The organism is Acerihabitans sp. TG2 (assembly GCF_035013185.1).
Classification (GTDB): domain Bacteria; phylum Pseudomonadota; class Gammaproteobacteria; order Enterobacterales; family Enterobacteriaceae; genus Acerihabitans.
This window is the reverse complement of sequence record NZ_JAYGJO010000015.1, coordinates 63,648-81,008: the sequence shown is the minus strand read 5'-3', so window position 1 is coordinate 81,008 and position 17,361 is coordinate 63,648. Positions and strand designations below refer to the sequence as shown.

Sequence of the window (17,361 nt, the reverse complement as noted above, 5' to 3'; positions counted from 1 at the left end):
AGTGGCGTCCGCTCGGTGTTCCCGTGATGATGAAGCGGGATTTGCCAGCGCAGGCGCGGTAACAAAGCAGGAAGGTGGTATGTCCGCACAACCAGTAGATATTCAGATTTTTGGCCGTACCCTAAGGGTGAATTGCCCGCCAGAGCAGCAAGATGCGTTGAACCAGGCGGCAGAAGATCTCAATCAACGGTTGCAAGATCTTAAAGTACGCACTAGAGTCACCAATACAGAACAGCTCGTTTTCATCGCGGCGTTAAACATTTGCCACGAGTTAACGCAAGAAAGGGTAAAGACCCGTGATTACGCCGCCAACATGGAGCAACGGATCCGCCTATTACAGCAGACGATCGAACAAGCGCTGGTGGAACAAGGTCGGATTTCCGAACGTCCGGGCACCCAGTTCGAATAACATCATCGCTGAGCGAGACTCGCGAATGATGAAGAAATAATGTATAGTATCTCTTATTGAATTTCTCTGAGATGTTTGCCAGTGGGCCCGTCCCCTGAGCCGATAATTTTTACCACAAGAATGTGGCGATCTATGACTGGTGCGCAAGCTCGGTTCGTCCGAGAAGCCTTAAGGTTGTAACGCTGTGTTCAACTTGAACCATGGGTTCAAGGGTTACAGCCTACGGCGGCATCTCGGAGATCCCTTTCCTCGGGTTCTTTACCTAGCGTTTATTACTTGGCTTTTATTGCTTGGTGTTCATTGTGAGTTACTTATTACCTGGTACTTATAACCTACACTAGCCATACGCAGAACTCCCATGATCCCATCAACACCACTCTCACTCCAGCGCCAGTCAATCCGCAACCATATCCGCACCCAACGACGGCAATTAACCGCATTGCAGCAAACCCAGGCGGCATCGTCATTGATGAACCGGCTGCTGGCCGATGCCCGTATCGCCGCCGCCAGCCATCTGGCCCTGTTTTTATCGTTTGACGGCGAGCTCGATACCCGCCCGCTGATCGAGGTATTTTGGCAGCTTGGCAAGCAGGTCTATCTGCCGGTGCTCCACCCGTTTTGCCCGGGACATTTATTGTTCCAGCGCTACGATGCCAACACACCACTGCTTAAAAACCGGCTGCGTATCGACGAACCCAAACTCGATGTCACCCAGTTGTTGCCCGTCGCCCGGTTGCAGATCCTGTTTACCCCACTGGTGGCATTTGATGAACGAGGACAGCGACTGGGGATGGGCGGCGGATTTTACGATCGTACATTGCGCCATTGGCGCCGCGATGCCGGATTCTACCCTATCGGACTGGCCCATGACTGCCAGCAGGTCGCGGCCGTACCCGACGAACCTTGGGACGTTCCGCTGCCGGAAATCGTCACACCGTCGCGACACTGGCGCTGGTAGTTCACGGGTGGCAAGCACCCAGGGATATGACAAGGTCGGGCAGGGTTCATGGTGGGGTCGCGGGGGAAACACCACGCCCCGATGTTTGGGACGTGGTGCGGAATATCAGTACAGCAAGCGGGCGCGGATAGTGCCGGGAATTGCCTTTAATAACTGCAGTGCAGCATTTTCAGCATCGGTTTCAACATCAATCACCACATAACCAATCTCCGCGGTGGTTTGCAGATACTGGGCGGCAATATTGATGCTTTGCTCGGCGAAAATCTGATTGATACGGGTCAGGATGCCCGGGCGATTTTCATGGATGTGCAGCAACCGACTCACACGTTCGCCATGCTCCGGCAGTGACACTTCAGGGAAGTTAACCGCAGAAAGTGTGGAACCGTTATCAGAATATTTGGCTAATTTTCCGGCCACCTCTACCCCGATGTTTTCCTGGGCTTCCTGGGTTGATCCGCCAATGTGCGGCGTCAAGATCACATTGTCGAATTCACACAACGGTGAATTAAACGGATCGCTATTGGACGCAGGTTCTTGCGGGAAAACATCCACACCGGCACCGGCCAGATGTTTGCTGGCCAGAGCCGCGCATAATGCCGGAATATCCACCACCGTACCGCGCGCGGCATTGATAAACAGCGCACCGGGTTTCATCTGGGAAAATTCGGCTTCGCCCATCATATTGCGGGTGGACTGGTTATCGGGCACATGCAGCGTCACCACATCGCTGAGATTAAGCAGTTCTTGCATGGAGTTCACCTGTTGGGCGTTACCCAGTGGCAGCTTGCTCTCAATGTCATAGAAAAATACCTGCATTCCCAGGCCTTCAGCCAGTATCCCCAATTGAGTACCGATATGGCCGTAGCCGATGATGCCTAATTTTTTACCGCGGGCTTCGTAACTTCCCGCCGCCAGCTTGTTCCATTGTCCACGGTGAGCTTTAGCGTTGGCCTCAGGAATGCCGCGGATCATCAATAACATTTCGCCCAGCACCATTTCAGCCACGGAACGGGTATTGGAAAAAGGCGCATTAAATACCGGGATACCCCGTTTCATTGCGGCGTTAAGATCGACCTGGTTGGTACCGATACAGAAACAGCCGACGGCAACCAATTTCTCTGCAGCGGCAAACACCTCTTCGGTAAGACTGGTACGGGATCGAATACCGACAAAATGTGCATCGCGGATGGATGCCTTGAGTGTATCGATATCCATTGCGCCTTTATGATACTCAATATTGGTATAACCGGCGCGTTTGAGGTTATCCAGCGCAGACGGGTGGACACCTTCAACCAGCAGAAACTTGATTTTGTCTTTTTCCAGCGATACTTTTGCCATTTCCCGACCCTTTATGAAACATCAGATGCGGCTGCAATACACAGCACCCAGACAAAATAACAAATATTGCCGTCACGGCAATACGACCAAAGCACTGCACAACAGCATAAGACGCAGACATAAGCGATTGATATGGATAAATCCTCTAGCCAGCGTCCAAGGTGTCATATATACAGTAGGCAAAAGACTAAAATGTGATATTTATCACTGAATTTTAATAAGTGAAATAAAAAATGCTATGTAAAAAAAATTAACATCCGCCGCCGATAAAACGACGGACCGGCGACAATGCTGTAAACGGTGTGCTACTCAATAATCTTGACTCCCTCGGCAGTGCCAATCAGCGCGACATTGGCCCCGCGCCGGGCAAATAATCCAACGGTTACCACACCGGGCAGGCTGTTGATTTTATCTTCCAGCGCGATGGCGTCAATGATGCGCAGGTTGCGCACGTCGAGGATGATATTACCGTTATCCGTCAGTACGCCCTGGCGATATTCAGGCGCCCCGCCCAATTTCACCAGTTCACGGGCAACAAAGGAGCGCGCCATCGGGATCACCTCCACCGGCAACGGAAAATTCCCCAGCACGTCCACCTGTTTGGAGGCATCGACAATACAAATAAATTTACGCGCCACCGCAGCGATGATTTTTTCGCGGGTCAGCGCGGCACCGCCACCTTTGATCATCTGCATATGCGCATTGATTTCATCAGCGCCATCGACGTAAATATCCAGCACATCAATATTGTTGAGATCCAGCAGTGGAATACCCAGCGCCTGTAATTTTGCCGACGACGCGTCGGAGCTGGACACCGCCCCGACGATTTGCTGCTTGATGCTGCCCAGTGCATCAATAAAATGCGCTGCCGTGGAGCCGGTACCCACCCCGACAACCATGCCAGGTTTAACATACTGCAGTGCCGACCAGCCAACCGCCTTTTTCAGTTCATCCTGTGTCATGTTAGGTTTAACCTTTTAGAAGAGAGTTGGTCACATTATAAAGCAGAACCGGCCAATTGGCGCGATTTGCGCCACAGCCGGCGGCAAAAAAGCCTCGGCGCATTCGGTGCTTAAATTTCACGCCCCAAAAAGGGCAGCTTATGATGAGATAACTATGGCATAGTGGGACACAGTGGCAAACAGCGTAAAACAACACGCTAACGGCATGCAAAAACCAACCACGCAGAGGATAACAAATGAAACGCCCGGACTATCGAACGCTGCAGGCGCTCGACGCCGTGATACGTGAACGAGGTTTTGAACGTGCCGCGCAAAAATTATGTATAACGCAATCGGCGGTATCACAGCGCATAAAACAGTTGGAGAACCTGTTTGGACAACCTTTATTGGTGCGCACCATTCCACCACGGCCCACAGAGCAAGGCCAAAAGCTGCTGGCGCTACTGCATCAGGTAGAACTGCTGGAAGATGAGTGGTTGGGCACCGATAGCGGCAGTGATGCGCCGCTACTGCTGTCGCTGGCGGTCAACGCCGATAGCCTGGCCACCTGGCTGCTGCCGGCGTTAAAACCGGTATTGACCGACTCGCCTATCCGCTTAAACCTCCAGGTTGAGGATGAAACCCGCACCCAGGAACGACTGCGGCGCGGGGAAGTCGTCGGTGCGGTCAGTATTCATCCCCAGCCGTTGCCCAGCTGCTTGGTGGATCAGTTAGGCGCCCTGGATTATCTGTTCGTCGCATCCAAACCGTTTGCCGAACGTTATTTTCCCAACGGCGTAACCCGCAGTGCATTGCTAAAAGCCCCGGCAGTGGCATTCGATCATCTTGATGATATGCATCAGGCATTTTTGCAGCAAAATTTTGATTTAACGCCCGGCAGCGTCCCTTGCCACATCGTCAACTCGTCTGAGGCATTTGTGCAGTTGGCGCGCCAGGGTACTACCTGTTGCATGATCCCGCATTTGCAAATCGAACCCGAGCTGGCGGCAGGTGAACTCATTGACCTGACCCCGGGACTTTACCAGCGCCGGATGCTGTTCTGGCATCGTTTCGCCCCAGAGAGCCGCATGATGCGCAAAGTCACCGATGCCCTGCTCTCCTATGGCCGGCAGGTATTGCGCCAGGCCTGAGAATTAACGTTGAACTATACTCAACTTGGGGATAGAATGACGGCTATTCAGGACGGATGATGTGAATAGCGACAATGGATGCTGTTTTTATAGAACTTCCACCCTTTCAAAATCATCGCGCGGAGTATTTAACCGATGAAGAATTTAGTCAACTCCAGCAATTGTTGTTGGCTAACCCGGCCTGTGGGGATGTGATCCAGCACACCGGTGGGTTAAGAAAGGTTCGCTTTGCCGATGCCCGACGCGGCAAAGGTAAACGTGGTGGGATTCGGGTGATTTATTATTGGTGGACGGAACACGCCCACTTTCTGCTGTTTACCTTATACGATAAAAATGAAGCAGCCGATCTCTCGCCACAGCAACGCACTATGCTGCGGGCGATGCTCAATATCCTCAAAGGAGGCGGAACGCTATGAGCGAGCGTCATATTTTTGATGAACTGGTCGAGGGAATGTCGGCATGGAGTGACCTAAACGCCGGTAAAACCACACTTAAAACCCATCGGGTCGCACTGAAAAAAAACGCTCTTTTATCTCCTGTGGAGCTCAGAGCCGTGCGGGAAAAGCTACACTTATCTCAAGCCGTTTTTGCCCTGTATCTGCATACTGCGTTAACCACCTACCAAAATTGGGAACAGGGAAGAGCAAAACCCAATCCGCAGGCGGTGCTGTTGATCAGAATGGTCGAACAACACCCCGCGACGCTGGCGACACTGGCCGCGCTGTAACTGGGGCTTGACGCTCAATGGAACGAAAACTCACGTTAAGCGGTACCGTGAGGCAAGGTGCTTCTCGTTACAAGGCCGCTTATCTCCTCGGTTCCTCACGCGGACATTGCGTCGTTGGCGCGATGATGAAGGCCAGGTTGTCGAAGATAAACGCCCGGTGGTGCCACGCGCCACGCCCGCTAACAAGCTGGTTCTCGGTGTCGGTCATACCGAGGAGCCACTTGCTCCTGTCTCTCATTGACTCCAGGGATAATTGTTTTATTATTGTGTTTATAATTAACACAGGGGGCGTTATGGCAAGAACAACCAGTGTGACAATTGGCGAACAACTTGATGTTTTTATCAGTCGACTCATTGACAGTGGCCGTTACGGTTCTACAAGTGAAGTTATGCGGTCTGCATTGCGGTTGCTGGAGCAACAGGAAACCCATGATGAAGCTGCCCGCCAGGCCGTTATTGCCGGCCTGGAAAGTGGTGAAAGCGCGTTATCACTGCGGGATATTGCAGCGCAAAGAAAGTTAACGTTGAGACACCGTGTATAAGCTCACAGAACGCGCTGCGGACGATTTCGCCGGCATTTATGACTATACGCACCTCAACTTTGGCGAAACTCAGGCAGATCTTTATACAGACGCGCTGGAAGCATTTTTTGAAACACTGGCCGAGATGCCAGATATAGGTCGGGATTATCCCGTGGTGACAGGTGTAATGCGCATTGAATTTCAGCAGCACACCATTTTTTATACCATCCGTGATACTGACATACTGATAGCGCGGATTCTGCACCCACAGATGAACCACCCCGGCCAATGCCTATAGAGGCCAACGGGCTGAACCAAAAAAAGCCCCGGAGGGCTTTTTTTCTACGCGGTGGGGCGCTCATTCCATGCGTCATGCGCGAGCAAATTGCCGTCTTTATACAGGTGAGTTATTTTCTCGTAGTTCAGTGCGACTTCTTCCATGTGGCCAGTACCCGGACAGCCCCGCGTGTCGTGCATTACCGGACTGACAGAAATCACTTTCACATTTTCCAGCGTGATCCGGTAATACTCCACTTCCTGCCCGGCATCGCTGATCTGGTAGAAGCGAAATTCAGCGGATTTGAGCGTCTGGCCTGTCGCCGCAGCCTTAAAGAGATACGGAGACGAACTATCAAGTTCTTTGGTGAACTGGAAAGGTGAATGTTGACGAGTTCCCGTAACATTCCCTGTCATAGGGTCTGTTGGGATCGTTAAGCTATGGTGCAATCCTCTAAGCTCCACGCTTCCTTCACGGTCTTGTACATCGGAAGAACCACGGATCACTGCGCCGCCGTCATCGGTCAAAAATAAGTGAACAGGTACAGCCATTTAAAAGCTCCTTGCTTGTGTTTAGTCGTATAACCAGCGCCCGGCTTTTGCTGATTCGATCAGCATATTGATAGTGAAATCAGGTACAGATATGGGCGGGAATTTTTTGAAGGGATTCCATGAGAAAGGTTCGGCAGGATAGTAAGTTTCAATCTTGAAATTACCCCGTCCAACATTGAATTTTTCGAAGAAGTCATTCATCAGATCTTCAACTTCAAGCTCATCAATGCCCAGATCAGTATCCAGGTCAGTTTCAGGCGTTAACGCCACCTTCTTTATGTTTAACAGATAGGTGCCCGCATAAGGCCGGACAAGCTCATAAACTCTCTGCTCGATACTGTCTACCATAACTTATCGTTGCTTCGTGCTATGGTGTTGTAGTCGCGTATGGTGCGATAGGTAATTTGTGTTACATCAGAAGCAAGAATAATCACGCCGATCAAGGGGATTGAGCGACCAACAAACGGCGCAATGTTGCGAACCATGACACGGCGTGCCGTCCACGGTGTGTAGCCGCCAAGCCAGGTAGGTAACGAGACACCAAAGGGAAATTTTGTTTTCCCGAATACAGCCCTTGCTCCTTTAGAAGCGTAAGACGTGCCTTTGGTGGCATTAGCGAATTTGCCTCTTGTGCCTAAGTTGTTTCTCCCTGAGACAATGGCGACAACAACACCAAAATCAGCTACACCGATACCAAATTGACTTGCTGTATTCTCACAAAAAATCATGAATAGAAGCTCAGCGGCGGTTATATTTGATTTTCCCGCATAGAAGTATGTTCCATTTAGTTCTTCGACGGTATCCATTGATTTCCCTATTTTTTGAGCTTATGTTGAGCCGATAATAACGTCACGTGCGTTATTTGGGCAAGACCAGCGTCAGATGCTATTCTTAACCCAAATTTGGTCCTACACTGCGAATACTGGCTTCTCCGATAATTTTATAGACCGTTGAGCGGGCAATACTGAGCCTCCGGGCAATTTCCGTTGCGCCGGTGCCTTCCTGATATAGTGCCAGTACAGGTTCGCTGTCCACCGTGCGCCTGCGGCCAAACCGGATACCTATTCCTGAACTTACAGAGCAAAACTATAAAAATAACATTAAGCATATCATTCAACATTACTACCCAAAAATCAACCATGAGATCAGTTTAAATATTACGAAAAGGACAAAATCACGATTAACTAGCAGTATGCTTTCAATTCTTAGCTTCAGGCTATTAATGCCATAACTGAAAAATGAGTTAATAATAAGATTAAAATATGTGGCAACTATATGTATGCACCATAAATATATCTTTGATGAACTACTGGCGTTCCTTGGACAAAACAGAATTGGCTTGCCCTGTTACAGCATTGATCAGGATTTGATTTCTGAAGCATTGAATGCAGAAAGGCACCGTATTATAAATATCCTTTCAAATAAGATAACTGATTTTACTACGAAAGAAATTAATTCAGTGTTACATGATGATGGGAAACTAAATGAAATTCGAGGGTATAGTGCGAGTGCAAAAAATTTTTCACCGTCAGAGATAGACAGAGAGCTATGTACCCATAATTCTATTGGTGATATTTATTATGAAGTAAAAGAGATAATAAAATCACTTGGTATTTCACAAGGGAATATTAATTAATATGCAACTATCGTAAAACACAATACAGCGTTTAACGCTTAAGCAATATTCTAATTGGCAGGGGATATTTTATTTACACTGTTATTTATACTTCAGATATCGTTACATTAATGACAAGATAATTACAGCGTTCAGCTATTTTATAAAAAGGCACAGCGAAGTATCAGTTGTTTCGGCAAAACAACGAATAACAGAAGAAATTGATCTGGTAAATAAAAAGATGAAGTTTGCCAGTGATGTGTCTAACTTTTATATTGATGATAGTTTGGAAGACACAGTTCCTTTTGGTGACGTTCGTAAAAAGTATTTTCTCTTATACCTAAGAATGATTTTTATCTTGTTAGTCAGTTTTTTTATAAAAAAATATTGATTCAACTGAATATCAGTGGCAATACATTTACAACAATCATTACAAGGTTGAGAATTCCATCAAAATTATTTATGGCGATCGATATCGTTTATGATAAAGAACAAATAGCCATCGTAAAAAAAATAAAAACAACGAGGGAAAATTTGAGAGAAAAAGGAGTGCTGGATTCAACAGATCAAAGAATAATCCGCCCTAACGGCGCAGATGGCGCCGTTAGGCTTTTATTCTACGCCCTCCTACGGCTGATGCTGCAGCTCAAACACCACATCCACCTGGTCGTCAAAGTGGATAGCCTGCTGCACATAGGTTTGAGCGGCGTCAGTTTGCGACATGGCTTCATTGGCCTTAAACATGCGCGCCACCGGCATTGGCTGGTAGTTGGCCATATGATAACGGATGCTATAAATTGGCCCTAATGTGGCGTTAAACCCCTGGGCCAGCGAACGGGCCTGAGATGTGGCATTGTTTATGGCCTGAGTACGTGCCCGATCGCGATAGGTAGCCGGGTCTGCCACCCCTAACTCTACCGACCTGATTTCATTCAGGCCTGATTTAAGCGCACCATCCAACAGCCCATTCAGTTTATCGAGCTGGCGCAGCGTGACCTGCACCTGGCGTACGGCTTTATACCCTTTTAATACTGACTCACCGGTTTTCAGAAAATCGTATTCAGGTTGAGTACGTAAATTAGCGGCGTCGATATCTTGGTTTTTGATACCGTTTTTATTTAAAAAATCAAAGTATTGCGCGACTCGTGCGTCCACTTGTTTTTTGGCGTCAGCCGCATTCTTCGACGAAATCGATACTTCAATGATCAACGTGGCAATATCCGGCGTGGCTTCAACACTGGCGGTACCGGAAGTGATCACATGCGGCCCATTGGGCAGCTCGGCGGCCAGCGTCTGGGTGCTGAATATTCCCAATCCCATAACGGTGGTAAATAATAATGCAGTGGCCTTCATGGCGTCTCCTATACGGCGAATGGTCGTGCGTAACACCAGCGTATATCCTGGTGGAATTTTCGCTGAAAATAATGCTGTTGGCGCTTGGTTATCGTTATGCGTCATGCATTAACACCCAATGACGTTTGAATTGCCGCCAACGTACCCGCAACGGGTAAGATGAGGGTTAACCTGGTTGCTAGGATAAGCGTTGCCGGTGAGTTAACCTATAGGAAAAATGCCCATTCTGCTACTGCGCCATCAACATGCCTACACCACAGATCACATTGTGATGCAAACCGACAGTGGTAACGCTAAAACCAGTGGTCAAACACCCGGAATGAAAAGATCCCATGCCTGCCGAGCTAACTGCGCCGCCACCAGCCACATCACCACACCAACGAACAGTTGAATTCCCCGCTGTATCCGCTCCTGGTTAAGCCAGGGCGCCAGACGCGCCGACAGTATGGCCAAGCCGTAAAACCACACCAGAGACGCCAGCATCGCGCCCACAGCAAACCAACGCCTGGAGACCCACTCCAGTTGCCCGCCAATACTGCCCAACACCACCAGCGTATCCAGATAAACGTGCGGATTAAGCCACGTCACCGCCAGCATGGTGATCACCACGCGCCAACGCGACTGAGACTTAGCGCACTTATCACCCGCGTCAACCTTGGTGTTCAGCATACCACCACGCCAGGCAAGCCTTAACGCGCTAAACCCATACATCGTCAAAAAAGCGACACCGCCCACAGTGATCACCCGCAGTAGCACCGGCGAGGCCGATAACAGTGCCCCACCGCCAAACATGCCGACGGCGATCAGTACCATGTCGCTCAGCAGGCATAACGTGGCAATCAGTAAAGGATACTGTCGCTGGATGCCCTGATTCATGACCAATACATTTTGCGGCCCAATCGGCACGATGGTTGCCATACCCAACGCAAACCCCTGCATTAAAATCAACCACACACCGGATACCTACTCGTTTGTTAGCGCATGCAACGAGTGTAATCACAAACCGGTACCCGTTGAAATTCAATAAACTAATCTTCCATTAGACGTACTAATGCAGTAGTAGATATTGCCTATGAGTCGGCTAAAAAAGCCACCGCATGGACAGGTTAATATCATCCATTAGCCAGCATCAGGAAGGCTCGTGAGGTGACTCCGTCGGTGCGGGTGTGATTTGCACCGGTACGGGCTGCTGTTTGGCCGTCCGATACAGATGAACGTCCATTTGCGGATAAGGAATGCCGATCCCGTGCAGATCCAACGCGCGTTTAACGTTTTCCAGCAGGTCAAAGGTCGCGATGAGTAGCACTTCACGCGGCACCCAAGCACGCACCATAAAATCCAGGGACGAGGCGCCCAGATTTTTCAGTCGAACGGTAATGCCTTTATCCTGCAGTACACGGCTATCGGCCACGATGATATCGGTGATGATGGTTTTCACCTGTTCGATATCAGCATCGTAGCTCACACCTACGATCAAATCGATCAGCCGATCGGGTTCGCGGGAAAAATTGGTGATATTGTCCGACAGGATCTTACTGTTGGGCACCACCACCATTTTGCCATCGAAGGTACGTAGGGTTGTGGAAAAAATCTGCACCACCAATACCGTACCGGCGGTGCCAGAAAAATCCACATATTCACCAGCGCGAAAATGACGAAACGTGACCAGCAGCACCCCGGCAGCAAAATTGGACAATGAGCCCTGCAAGGCCAGACCCACCGCCAGGCCGGCGGCACCGATCACCGCAATCAGCGATGCAGTTTGTACACCAATGCGCCCCAATGCGGCAATGATGGTAAAGATGATCACCGCATAGCGGATAATTGCCGAAATAAAATCCGCCACAGTGATATCAATATGGCGAGCTTTCATAATTTTATTGACTGTGCCCGAAACCACCCGGGCGATGATCATACCCGCCACCAGGATAACAATGGCAGCAACAATATTCACCGCGTAGCTGAACAACAGTTTCTCATTGTTCACCAGCCAACTGCCGACATCGTTAATTTTATCGACTACGTTAAGATCGTCCATTTAGAGATTCCCACTCTGGTGTATTGCAAAAAAACAGCCGAGCAGAGTCGCCGGCAATAACGAAGCCCGTTAAGAGTAATCAATAATTGTTTTTCATGCCAACGAGAATAAACGATCGGCGTAAGGAAAATGCGGCATTTTTTTATGTAAAAGGCCTCCGCATTGGAGGCCTTTAGGAGACTGAATCTGTTTAGCTCAGCAGGATTCAGGGAGGTGGCAGGGCCGTTACAGCACGTCTACCGCATTCAATTCCTTGAATGCTAATTCAAGACGCTCAGCCATGGAAGCCTGTCCAGCGCGTAACCAGGCACGCGGGTCATAAAATTTCTTGTTGGGTTTGTCATCGCCGTCCGGATTGCCCAACTGGCTTTCCAGATAACCGGCGTTTTTGTGGTAATACTTGAGGATACCTTCCCATGTAGCCCATTGGGTATCGGTATCAATATTCATTTTTACCACACCGTAACCGACTGCTTCTTTGATTTCCTCAGCAGTGGAGCCCGAACCGCCATGGAACACCAGATCAAGGGAATTGGCCGGCAGACCGAATTTTTCTGAAACATATTTCTGGGAGTTGTCCAGAATTTTAGGTGTGAGTTTAACGTTACCTGGCTTGTAAACACCATGCACATTACCAAACGCGGCGGCAATGGTGAAACGCGGGCTGATGGCGTGCAATTTTTCGTACGCGTAGGCCACATCTTCCGGCTGGGTATACAAGGATGAGTTATCCAGATGGCTATTGTCCACGCCATCTTCTTCACCGCCGGTGCAACCCAGTTCGATTTCCAGGGTCATGTTGAGTTTGGCCATACGGGTCAGATATTTGCTGCAAATTTCGATGTTTTCTTCCAGGGATTGCTCAGACAAGTCAATCATATGCGAAGAGAACAACGGTTTGCCGGTCGCGGCGAAATGTTTTTCACCTGCGTCCAATAGACCGTCAAGCCAAGGAAGTAATTTTTTCGCGCAATGGTCGGTATGCAGGATAACCGGCACGCCGTAATGTTCAGCCATATGATGCACATGCAGCGCACCGGAGATGGCGCCCAGGATCGACGCAGTCTGGCCTTCAGCCTTAAGGCCTTTACCGGCAATAAACGCTGCACCGCCATTGGAGAACTGAACGATAACCGGCGCACGCATTTTCGCGGCAGCTTCCATTACGGCATTAATGGAGTCAGTACCTACACAGTTTGCGGCAGGCAGAGCAAAGTGGTTTTCTTTCGCCACGGCAAATACTTTTTGTACGTCGTCACCGGTGATAACACCTGGTTTTACAAAATCGAAAATCTTAGACATATTGCTTTGTCCTGTTTTGTAGGCCATTGATGGAGTGTAAGCAACGTCCGTCGACCTAGCCTTCATGGACAACGGACGTTGCGGGCGTCAGTACCTCACGCCCGGCTCGCAGATTAATTACTGTTTGGCGCGCTCTTCAAGCATCACCACGGCCGGCAATTTTTTGCCTTCCACAAACTCCAGGAAAGCGCCGCCACCAGTGGAAATATAAGAAATTTTATCGGCAATGCCAAACAGATCGATCGCCGCCAACGTATCGCCGCCGCCGGCAATGGAGAAGGCTTCGCTATTAGCGATAGCATTAGCGACAATTTCGGTGCCTTTACGGAAGTTAGGGAATTCGAACACCCCTACCGGACCATTCCACAAAATGGTCTTGGCTTTTAACAAAATATCGGCCAGTTGCTGGGCTGATACGTCGCCCAAATCTAAAACCTGTTCGTTATCTTGGATCTCGCTGGCTGATTTGAGCGTGGCAGTTGCGGTTTCAGAAAACTCGGTTGCCACCCGCACATCAGTAGGAACCGGGATGTGACAGGTTTGCAGCAGACGTTTTGCTTCTGGGATAAGGTCGGCTTCGTAGAGCGATTTGCCGACATTGTGACCTTGGGCCGCGATGAAGGTATTGGCGATGCCGCCACCGACAATCAGCTGGTCGGCAATTTTGGACAACGAGTCCAGTACGGTCAGTTTGGTGGAGACCTTGGAGCCGCCGACGATGGCAACCATCGGCCGCGCCGGATTACCCAGGGCTTTACCCAGCGCGTCAAGTTCGTTAAACAGCAACGGACCGGCACAAGCGATGGGAGCAAACTTTCCTACGCCGTGAGTGGACGCCTGAGCACGGTGGGCGGTACCAAAAGCATCCATGACATAGATGTCGCATAAGGCGGCATAACGTTTAGCCAGGGTTTCATCGTCTTTCTTTTCGCCTTTATTAAAGCGAACGTTTTCCAGCACCACCAGTTCACCTGGCGCGATGTCCAGACCATCCAGGTAGTCTTTTTCCAGACGTACCGGCGAGGACAAGTGTTCTTTCAGGTAATTGACTACCGGCAGCAGGGAGAACTCTTCGTTGTACTCACCTTCGGTCGGACGACCAAGATGGGACGTCACCATAACGCGTGCGCCTTGCTTTAGCGCGGCTTCAATGGTGGGCAAGGAAGCACGGATGCGTGCATCGGACGTCACTTTACCGTCTTTAACCGGAACGTTCAGATCGGAACGGATAAGGACACGTTTACCCGCCAGATCCAGATCGGTCATCTTAATTACAGCCATGGTGAACCCTCTTATTGATTCTCGTAAAATTGCCTGAACGGCGGGAGACGCGTTTGCACCCGCCGGCCTAGAAGCCGTATAGACCCACGCCATCGTGAAGGATCGCCAGCGATGGGCGAGGTGTATTGCTAACATATCCACCGCTGCGGGGCGTTGCCCACCGTGCTATACGGGTCTGCGCCGCGCCGCCATCCATTTTGGGCAGTATGTGGTAGATACAATCCACTGCTAACTTATGTTCATTCTATACAGTCAACTATATCACGAAATGCATTCTATGCTGCTTTTTGCGATAAGCGCCAGCGAGCATAGTGGCCGTTGCCGTCGTGATTAATGGCCATCTCGATTGCTGCATTGCAGGCCGATGACACGACGGTGGTAGGATTTTATTGTGCTGGATTAACCGGGTGGAGCATCCGCTAAAAACCCAACTGAAACGGTTCAGCTAGAATAATCAAAAAATATCATTAGCGGAATAATTTTGCTGATTTTGTGATGTAAGTCCATTTAAACGGTATGGATTGATGTTTTTTTGCACATTTTATCAAATAATTTGCGGAATATGGGTGTAGGCGATCGGGTAATGCACACCGTTGAATGTTGGCCCGTTGACCGAGTCGGTGGCAGGGTTCGGTGATCACGGGCTGAGCGCACCAGGCGGTTTCGTTTGGCCGAGATAACCACGGCCAATTCACCCCACTTGGTACGCTCTCCCTTTTACACTGTCTGCGGTAGGTTCTGGGCGCGCAGGTCTGGATTTAGCCTAGCAAAGAATGCGCTTTGTCCAGTACGTTGCTGGAGGTAAACCCAAACAGTTCAAACAGTTGCTCCGCGGGTGCCGATTCGCCAAAGGTGGTCATGCCGACGATGGCGCCGTTGAGGCCGACATATTTGTACCAGTAGTCGGCGATGCCCGCCTCGATGGCCAGTCGTGCACTGACGTCTTTGGGCAGTACTGCGTCACGGTAGGCCGCGTCCTGCAGGTCGAACACTTCCGGCGATGGCATTGACACCACCCGGACCCGACGACCTTCACCGCTTAGCTGTTCCCAGGCCGCCACTGCCAGCGACACTTCCGAACCGGTGGCGATGATGATCAGTTCAGGTTTGCCGTCGCTGTCTTTGAGCACATAACCGCCGCGGGCTACGTTGGCCAGTTGCAGTGGTGTGCGCGCCTGCTGCACCAGGTTCTGGCGTGAGAATACCAGGGTGCTAGGACCGGTAGCATGCTCGATAGCCTGCTGCCAGGCCACTGCCGATTCCACCTGATCGCATGGGCGCCAGGTACGCATGTTTGGCGTGAGTCGCAGGCTGGCCAGTTGTTCTACCGGCTGGTGCGTTGGGCCATCTTCGCCAAGGCCAATGGAATCGTGGGTATAGACGTAGATGGAGCGGATTTTCATCAGCGCCGCCATGCGCACCGCGTTGCGGGCGTATTCTACGAACATAAGGAACGTGGCGGTATAAGGCACAAAACCGCCGTGTACCGCGAGTCCGTTGGCAATGGCGGTCATGCCGAATTCGCGCACGCCATAATGGATATAGTTACCTGCCAGGTTGTCCCCGAGGGATACCGACTGTTTCCATATGGTCAGGTTGCTCGGCGCCAGGTCGGCAGAGCCACCCAGCAGTTCCGGCAGAACCGGGCCAAAGGCGTCCAGGGCGTTTTGTGACGCTTTGCGGCTGGCAATATTGGCTGGATTAGCCTGCAGGTGTTCAATATAAGCGTGGCTCGACGTCGCCCAATCGGCGGGCAGTTGGCCTTCGGTGCGGCGGGTGAATTCAGCCGCCAGTTCAGGGAACGCGTGCGCATACGCGGTGAACTTGTCGTTCCACGTGGCTTCGCGTGCCGCGCCGGCCGCTTTGGCATCCCAGGCCTGGTAAATATCCTGTGGAATAACAAAGGGTGCTTCGGTCCAGCCCAGCGCTTTGCGGGTGGCAGCCACTTCGGCCTCGCCCAGCGGAGCACCGTGGGCTTCATGGGAGCCGGCCTTGTTCGGCGAACCGAATCCTATCACCGTTTTGCACATCAGCAGCGACGGTCGGTCAGTCACCTTGTGGGACTCTTCAATGGCGGCCTGAATCGCGGCGCTGTCATGGCCGTCTACGCCGCGCACCACGTGCCAGCCATAGGCTTCAAACCGTTTGGCGGTGTCGTCAGTGAACCAGCCGTCAACATGGCCGTCGATGGAGATACCGTTGTCGTCATAAAACGCCGTCAGCTTGCCGAGTTTCATGGTGCCGGCCAGGGAGCAGACCTCGTGGGAGATGCCTTCCATCATGCAGCCATCGCCCAGAAATACGTAAGTGCGGTGATCAACGATGTCATGGCCTGGACGGTTAAACTGCGCCGCCAGGGTGCGTTCGGCAATCGCCATGCCCACAGCGTTGGCAACGCCCTGACCCAGCGGACCCGTGGTGGTTTCCACACCGTCGGTATAACCGTACTCCGGATGGCCCGGCGTTTTGGAGTGCAGTTGGCGGAAGTTTTTCAGCTCGGACATCGGTAGGTTGTAACCGGTGAGGTGCAACAAGCTGTATAGCAACATTGAACCATGACCGTTGGAGAGGATAAAACGGTCGCGGTCAGCCCATTTTGGGTTGGCCGGGTTGTGGTTAAGGTAATCACGCCAGAGGACTTCGGCGATATCCGCCATGCCCATGGGGGCACCGGGATGGCCAGATTTAGCCTGCTGGACCGCGTCCATGCTTAAGGCGCGGATGGCGTTCGCCAGTACTTTTCGGGATGTCATGAATTGCTCCGTTGCGGATTGAATATTGTCTCGTTGACCAAGCCATTATAAAATCAATCACTTAACTTTAGAGACTGTGGTGAATATCGCTAAATGTACCTTAAATTAGGGCTAATTGTATATGCAGGAACGAGCGATAAATAGGT

Annotated in this window: 19 protein-coding genes, 1 other RNA gene and 1 pseudogene; 9 read left to right on the top strand and 12 right to left on the bottom strand. The window is 50.8% G+C overall.

Annotated elements, in window-relative coordinates:
- Positions 1-79: 79 nt before the first annotated feature.
- The 3 genes from zapA (at position 80) to SJI19_RS14475 (ending at position 1,367) form a co-directional block, all read left to right on the top strand.
- Positions 80-409 (top strand): cell division protein ZapA, encoded by a 330-nt coding sequence (gene zapA / locus SJI19_RS14485; protein ID WP_323478968.1) that lies wholly within the window; start codon positions 80-82, stop codon positions 407-409.
- A gap of 60 nt (positions 410-469) precedes the next feature.
- Positions 470-653, top strand: a non-coding RNA gene (ssrS, locus tag SJI19_RS14480) — 6S RNA.
- Positions 654-767: 114 nt separating this feature from the next.
- Positions 768-1,367 carry a 5-formyltetrahydrofolate cyclo-ligase gene (locus SJI19_RS14475; protein ID WP_323478967.1) on the top strand — a complete coding sequence of 200 codons (600 nt, stop codon included), beginning with the start codon at positions 768-770 and terminating at the stop codon, positions 1,365-1,367.
- Positions 1,368-1,472: 105 nt separating this feature from the next.
- On the opposite strand, the gene serA is transcribed toward SJI19_RS14475, so the two are convergent.
- A complete protein-coding gene (gene serA / locus SJI19_RS14470; RefSeq protein WP_323478966.1) occupies positions 1,473-2,705 on the bottom strand; it encodes a phosphoglycerate dehydrogenase in 1,233 nt (410 codons plus the stop codon).
- Between the two features lie 305 nt (positions 2,706-3,010).
- A complete protein-coding gene (rpiA, locus tag SJI19_RS14465) occupies positions 3,011-3,667 on the bottom strand; it encodes a ribose-5-phosphate isomerase RpiA (protein WP_323478965.1) in 657 nt (218 codons plus the stop codon).
- Positions 3,668-3,903: 236 nt separating this feature from the next.
- Here rpiA and SJI19_RS14460 point away from each other — a divergent pair, with 236 nt between their 5' ends.
- The 5 genes from SJI19_RS14460 (at position 3,904) to SJI19_RS14440 (ending at position 6,343) form a co-directional block, all read left to right on the top strand.
- The gene (locus SJI19_RS14460) at positions 3,904-4,797 is read left to right on the top strand and encodes a LysR family transcriptional regulator ArgP (protein WP_323478964.1); all 894 of its coding nucleotides are present in this window, start codon (positions 3,904-3,906) and stop codon (positions 4,795-4,797) included.
- Between the two features lie 74 nt (positions 4,798-4,871).
- On the top strand, positions 4,872-5,213 hold the full coding sequence (locus tag SJI19_RS14455) for a toxin (RefSeq protein ID WP_323478963.1): 342 nt from the start codon (positions 4,872-4,874) through the stop codon (positions 5,211-5,213).
- The gene (locus tag SJI19_RS14450; protein WP_323478962.1) at positions 5,210-5,524 is read left to right on the top strand and encodes a helix-turn-helix domain-containing protein; all 315 of its coding nucleotides are present in this window, start codon (positions 5,210-5,212) and stop codon (positions 5,522-5,524) included. The genes SJI19_RS14455 and SJI19_RS14450 overlap by 4 nt, the downstream gene beginning before the upstream one ends.
- A 293-nt stretch (positions 5,525-5,817) precedes the next feature.
- The gene (locus SJI19_RS14445) at positions 5,818-6,066 is read left to right on the top strand and encodes a type II toxin-antitoxin system ParD family antitoxin (protein WP_323478961.1); all 249 of its coding nucleotides are present in this window, start codon (positions 5,818-5,820) and stop codon (positions 6,064-6,066) included.
- Positions 6,059-6,343, top strand: coding sequence for a type II toxin-antitoxin system RelE/ParE family toxin (locus SJI19_RS14440; protein ID WP_323478960.1), 285 nt, complete (start codon positions 6,059-6,061; stop codon positions 6,341-6,343). Before SJI19_RS14445 ends, SJI19_RS14440 begins: the two co-directional genes overlap by 8 nt.
- A 44-nt stretch (positions 6,344-6,387) precedes the next feature.
- On the opposite strand, the gene SJI19_RS14435 is transcribed toward SJI19_RS14440, so the two are convergent.
- The 4 genes and pseudogenes from SJI19_RS14435 to SJI19_RS14420 form a co-directional block, all read right to left on the bottom strand.
- Complete coding sequence (locus SJI19_RS14435; protein WP_323478959.1) at positions 6,388-6,873, bottom strand: Hcp family type VI secretion system effector; 486 nt, start codon at positions 6,871-6,873, stop codon at positions 6,388-6,390.
- A 21-nt stretch (positions 6,874-6,894) separates the two neighbouring features.
- A complete protein-coding gene (locus SJI19_RS14430; protein WP_323478958.1) occupies positions 6,895-7,221 on the bottom strand; it encodes a DUF1493 family protein in 327 nt (108 codons plus the stop codon).
- Positions 7,215-7,679: an STM2901 family protein gene (locus SJI19_RS14425; protein WP_323478957.1), complete on the bottom strand. Its 465-nt coding sequence runs from the start codon at positions 7,677-7,679 to the stop codon at positions 7,215-7,217. Before SJI19_RS14425 ends, SJI19_RS14430 begins: the two co-directional genes overlap by 7 nt.
- Before the next feature lie 85 nt (positions 7,680-7,764).
- Positions 7,765-7,935 (bottom strand): annotated as a pseudogene (locus SJI19_RS14420) (helix-turn-helix domain-containing protein); the annotation flags it as partial.
- Positions 7,936-8,137: 202 nt separating this feature from the next.
- Between SJI19_RS14420 and SJI19_RS14415 the strand changes: the two are divergent.
- Positions 8,138-8,509: a hypothetical protein gene (locus SJI19_RS14415; RefSeq protein ID WP_323478956.1), complete on the top strand. Its 372-nt coding sequence runs from the start codon at positions 8,138-8,140 to the stop codon at positions 8,507-8,509.
- Between the two features lie 606 nt (positions 8,510-9,115).
- Here the strand turns inward: SJI19_RS14415 and SJI19_RS14410 are convergent.
- The 6 genes from SJI19_RS14410 to tkt form a co-directional block, all read right to left on the bottom strand.
- Positions 9,116-9,841, bottom strand: a complete 726-nt coding sequence (locus tag SJI19_RS14410) for an oxidative stress defense protein (RefSeq protein WP_323479011.1) — start codon at positions 9,839-9,841, stop codon at positions 9,116-9,118.
- 306 nt (positions 9,842-10,147) lie between these two features.
- The gene (locus SJI19_RS14405; protein ID WP_416347551.1) at positions 10,148-10,780 is read right to left on the bottom strand and encodes a LysE family transporter; all 633 of its coding nucleotides are present in this window, start codon (positions 10,778-10,780) and stop codon (positions 10,148-10,150) included.
- A gap of 190 nt (positions 10,781-10,970) precedes the next feature.
- The gene (gene mscS, locus SJI19_RS14400) at positions 10,971-11,879 is read right to left on the bottom strand and encodes a small-conductance mechanosensitive channel MscS (protein WP_323478954.1); all 909 of its coding nucleotides are present in this window, start codon (positions 11,877-11,879) and stop codon (positions 10,971-10,973) included.
- 225 nt (positions 11,880-12,104) lie between these two features.
- Complete coding sequence (gene fbaA / locus SJI19_RS14395; protein WP_323478953.1) at positions 12,105-13,181, bottom strand: class II fructose-bisphosphate aldolase; 1,077 nt, start codon at positions 13,179-13,181, stop codon at positions 12,105-12,107.
- 117 nt (positions 13,182-13,298) lie between these two features.
- Positions 13,299-14,462, bottom strand: coding sequence for a phosphoglycerate kinase (pgk, locus tag SJI19_RS14390; RefSeq protein ID WP_323478952.1), 1,164 nt, complete (start codon positions 14,460-14,462; stop codon positions 13,299-13,301).
- Between the two features lie 758 nt (positions 14,463-15,220).
- Positions 15,221-17,215 (bottom strand): transketolase, encoded by a 1,995-nt coding sequence (tkt, locus tag SJI19_RS14385; protein ID WP_323478951.1) that lies wholly within the window; start codon positions 17,213-17,215, stop codon positions 15,221-15,223.
- Positions 17,216-17,361: the final 146 nt, after the last annotated feature.

What these genes read in the sequence shown, in the direction of transcription:
- zapA (WP_323478968.1), top strand. Translation starts at nt 80, where the DNA reads ATGTCCGCACAACCAGTAGATATTCAGATTTTTGGCCGTACCCTAAGG.
- SJI19_RS14475 (WP_323478967.1), top strand. Translation starts at nt 768, where the DNA reads ATGATCCCATCAACACCACTCTCACTCCAGCGCCAGTCAATCCGCAAC.
- serA (WP_323478966.1), bottom strand. Translation starts at nt 2,705, where the DNA reads ATGGCAAAAGTATCGCTGGAAAAAGACAAAATCAAGTTTCTGCTGGTT.
- rpiA (WP_323478965.1), bottom strand. Translation starts at nt 3,667, where the DNA reads ATGACACAGGATGAACTGAAAAAGGCGGTTGGCTGGTCGGCACTGCAG.
- SJI19_RS14460 (WP_323478964.1), top strand. Translation starts at nt 3,904, where the DNA reads ATGAAACGCCCGGACTATCGAACGCTGCAGGCGCTCGACGCCGTGATA.
- SJI19_RS14455 (WP_323478963.1), top strand. Translation starts at nt 4,872, where the DNA reads ATGGATGCTGTTTTTATAGAACTTCCACCCTTTCAAAATCATCGCGCG.
- SJI19_RS14450 (WP_323478962.1), top strand. Translation starts at nt 5,210, where the DNA reads ATGAGCGAGCGTCATATTTTTGATGAACTGGTCGAGGGAATGTCGGCA.
- SJI19_RS14445 (WP_323478961.1), top strand. Translation starts at nt 5,818, where the DNA reads ATGGCAAGAACAACCAGTGTGACAATTGGCGAACAACTTGATGTTTTT.
- SJI19_RS14435 (WP_323478959.1), bottom strand. Translation starts at nt 6,873, where the DNA reads ATGGCTGTACCTGTTCACTTATTTTTGACCGATGACGGCGGCGCAGTG.
- SJI19_RS14430 (WP_323478958.1), bottom strand. Translation starts at nt 7,221, where the DNA reads ATGGTAGACAGTATCGAGCAGAGAGTTTATGAGCTTGTCCGGCCTTAT.
- SJI19_RS14425 (WP_323478957.1), bottom strand. Translation starts at nt 7,679, where the DNA reads ATGGATACCGTCGAAGAACTAAATGGAACATACTTCTATGCGGGAAAA.
- SJI19_RS14410 (WP_323479011.1), bottom strand. Translation starts at nt 9,841, where the DNA reads ATGAAGGCCACTGCATTATTATTTACCACCGTTATGGGATTGGGAATA.
- SJI19_RS14405 (WP_416347551.1), bottom strand. Translation starts at nt 10,780, where the DNA reads ATGCAGGGGTTTGCGTTGGGTATGGCAACCATCGTGCCGATTGGGCCG.
- mscS (WP_323478954.1), bottom strand. Translation starts at nt 11,879, where the DNA reads ATGGACGATCTTAACGTAGTCGATAAAATTAACGATGTCGGCAGTTGG.
- fbaA (WP_323478953.1), bottom strand. Translation starts at nt 13,181, where the DNA reads ATGTCTAAGATTTTCGATTTTGTAAAACCAGGTGTTATCACCGGTGAC.
- pgk (WP_323478952.1), bottom strand. Translation starts at nt 14,462, where the DNA reads ATGGCTGTAATTAAGATGACCGATCTGGATCTGGCGGGTAAACGTGTC.
- tkt (WP_323478951.1), bottom strand. Translation starts at nt 17,215, where the DNA reads ATGACATCCCGAAAAGTACTGGCGAACGCCATCCGCGCCTTAAGCATG.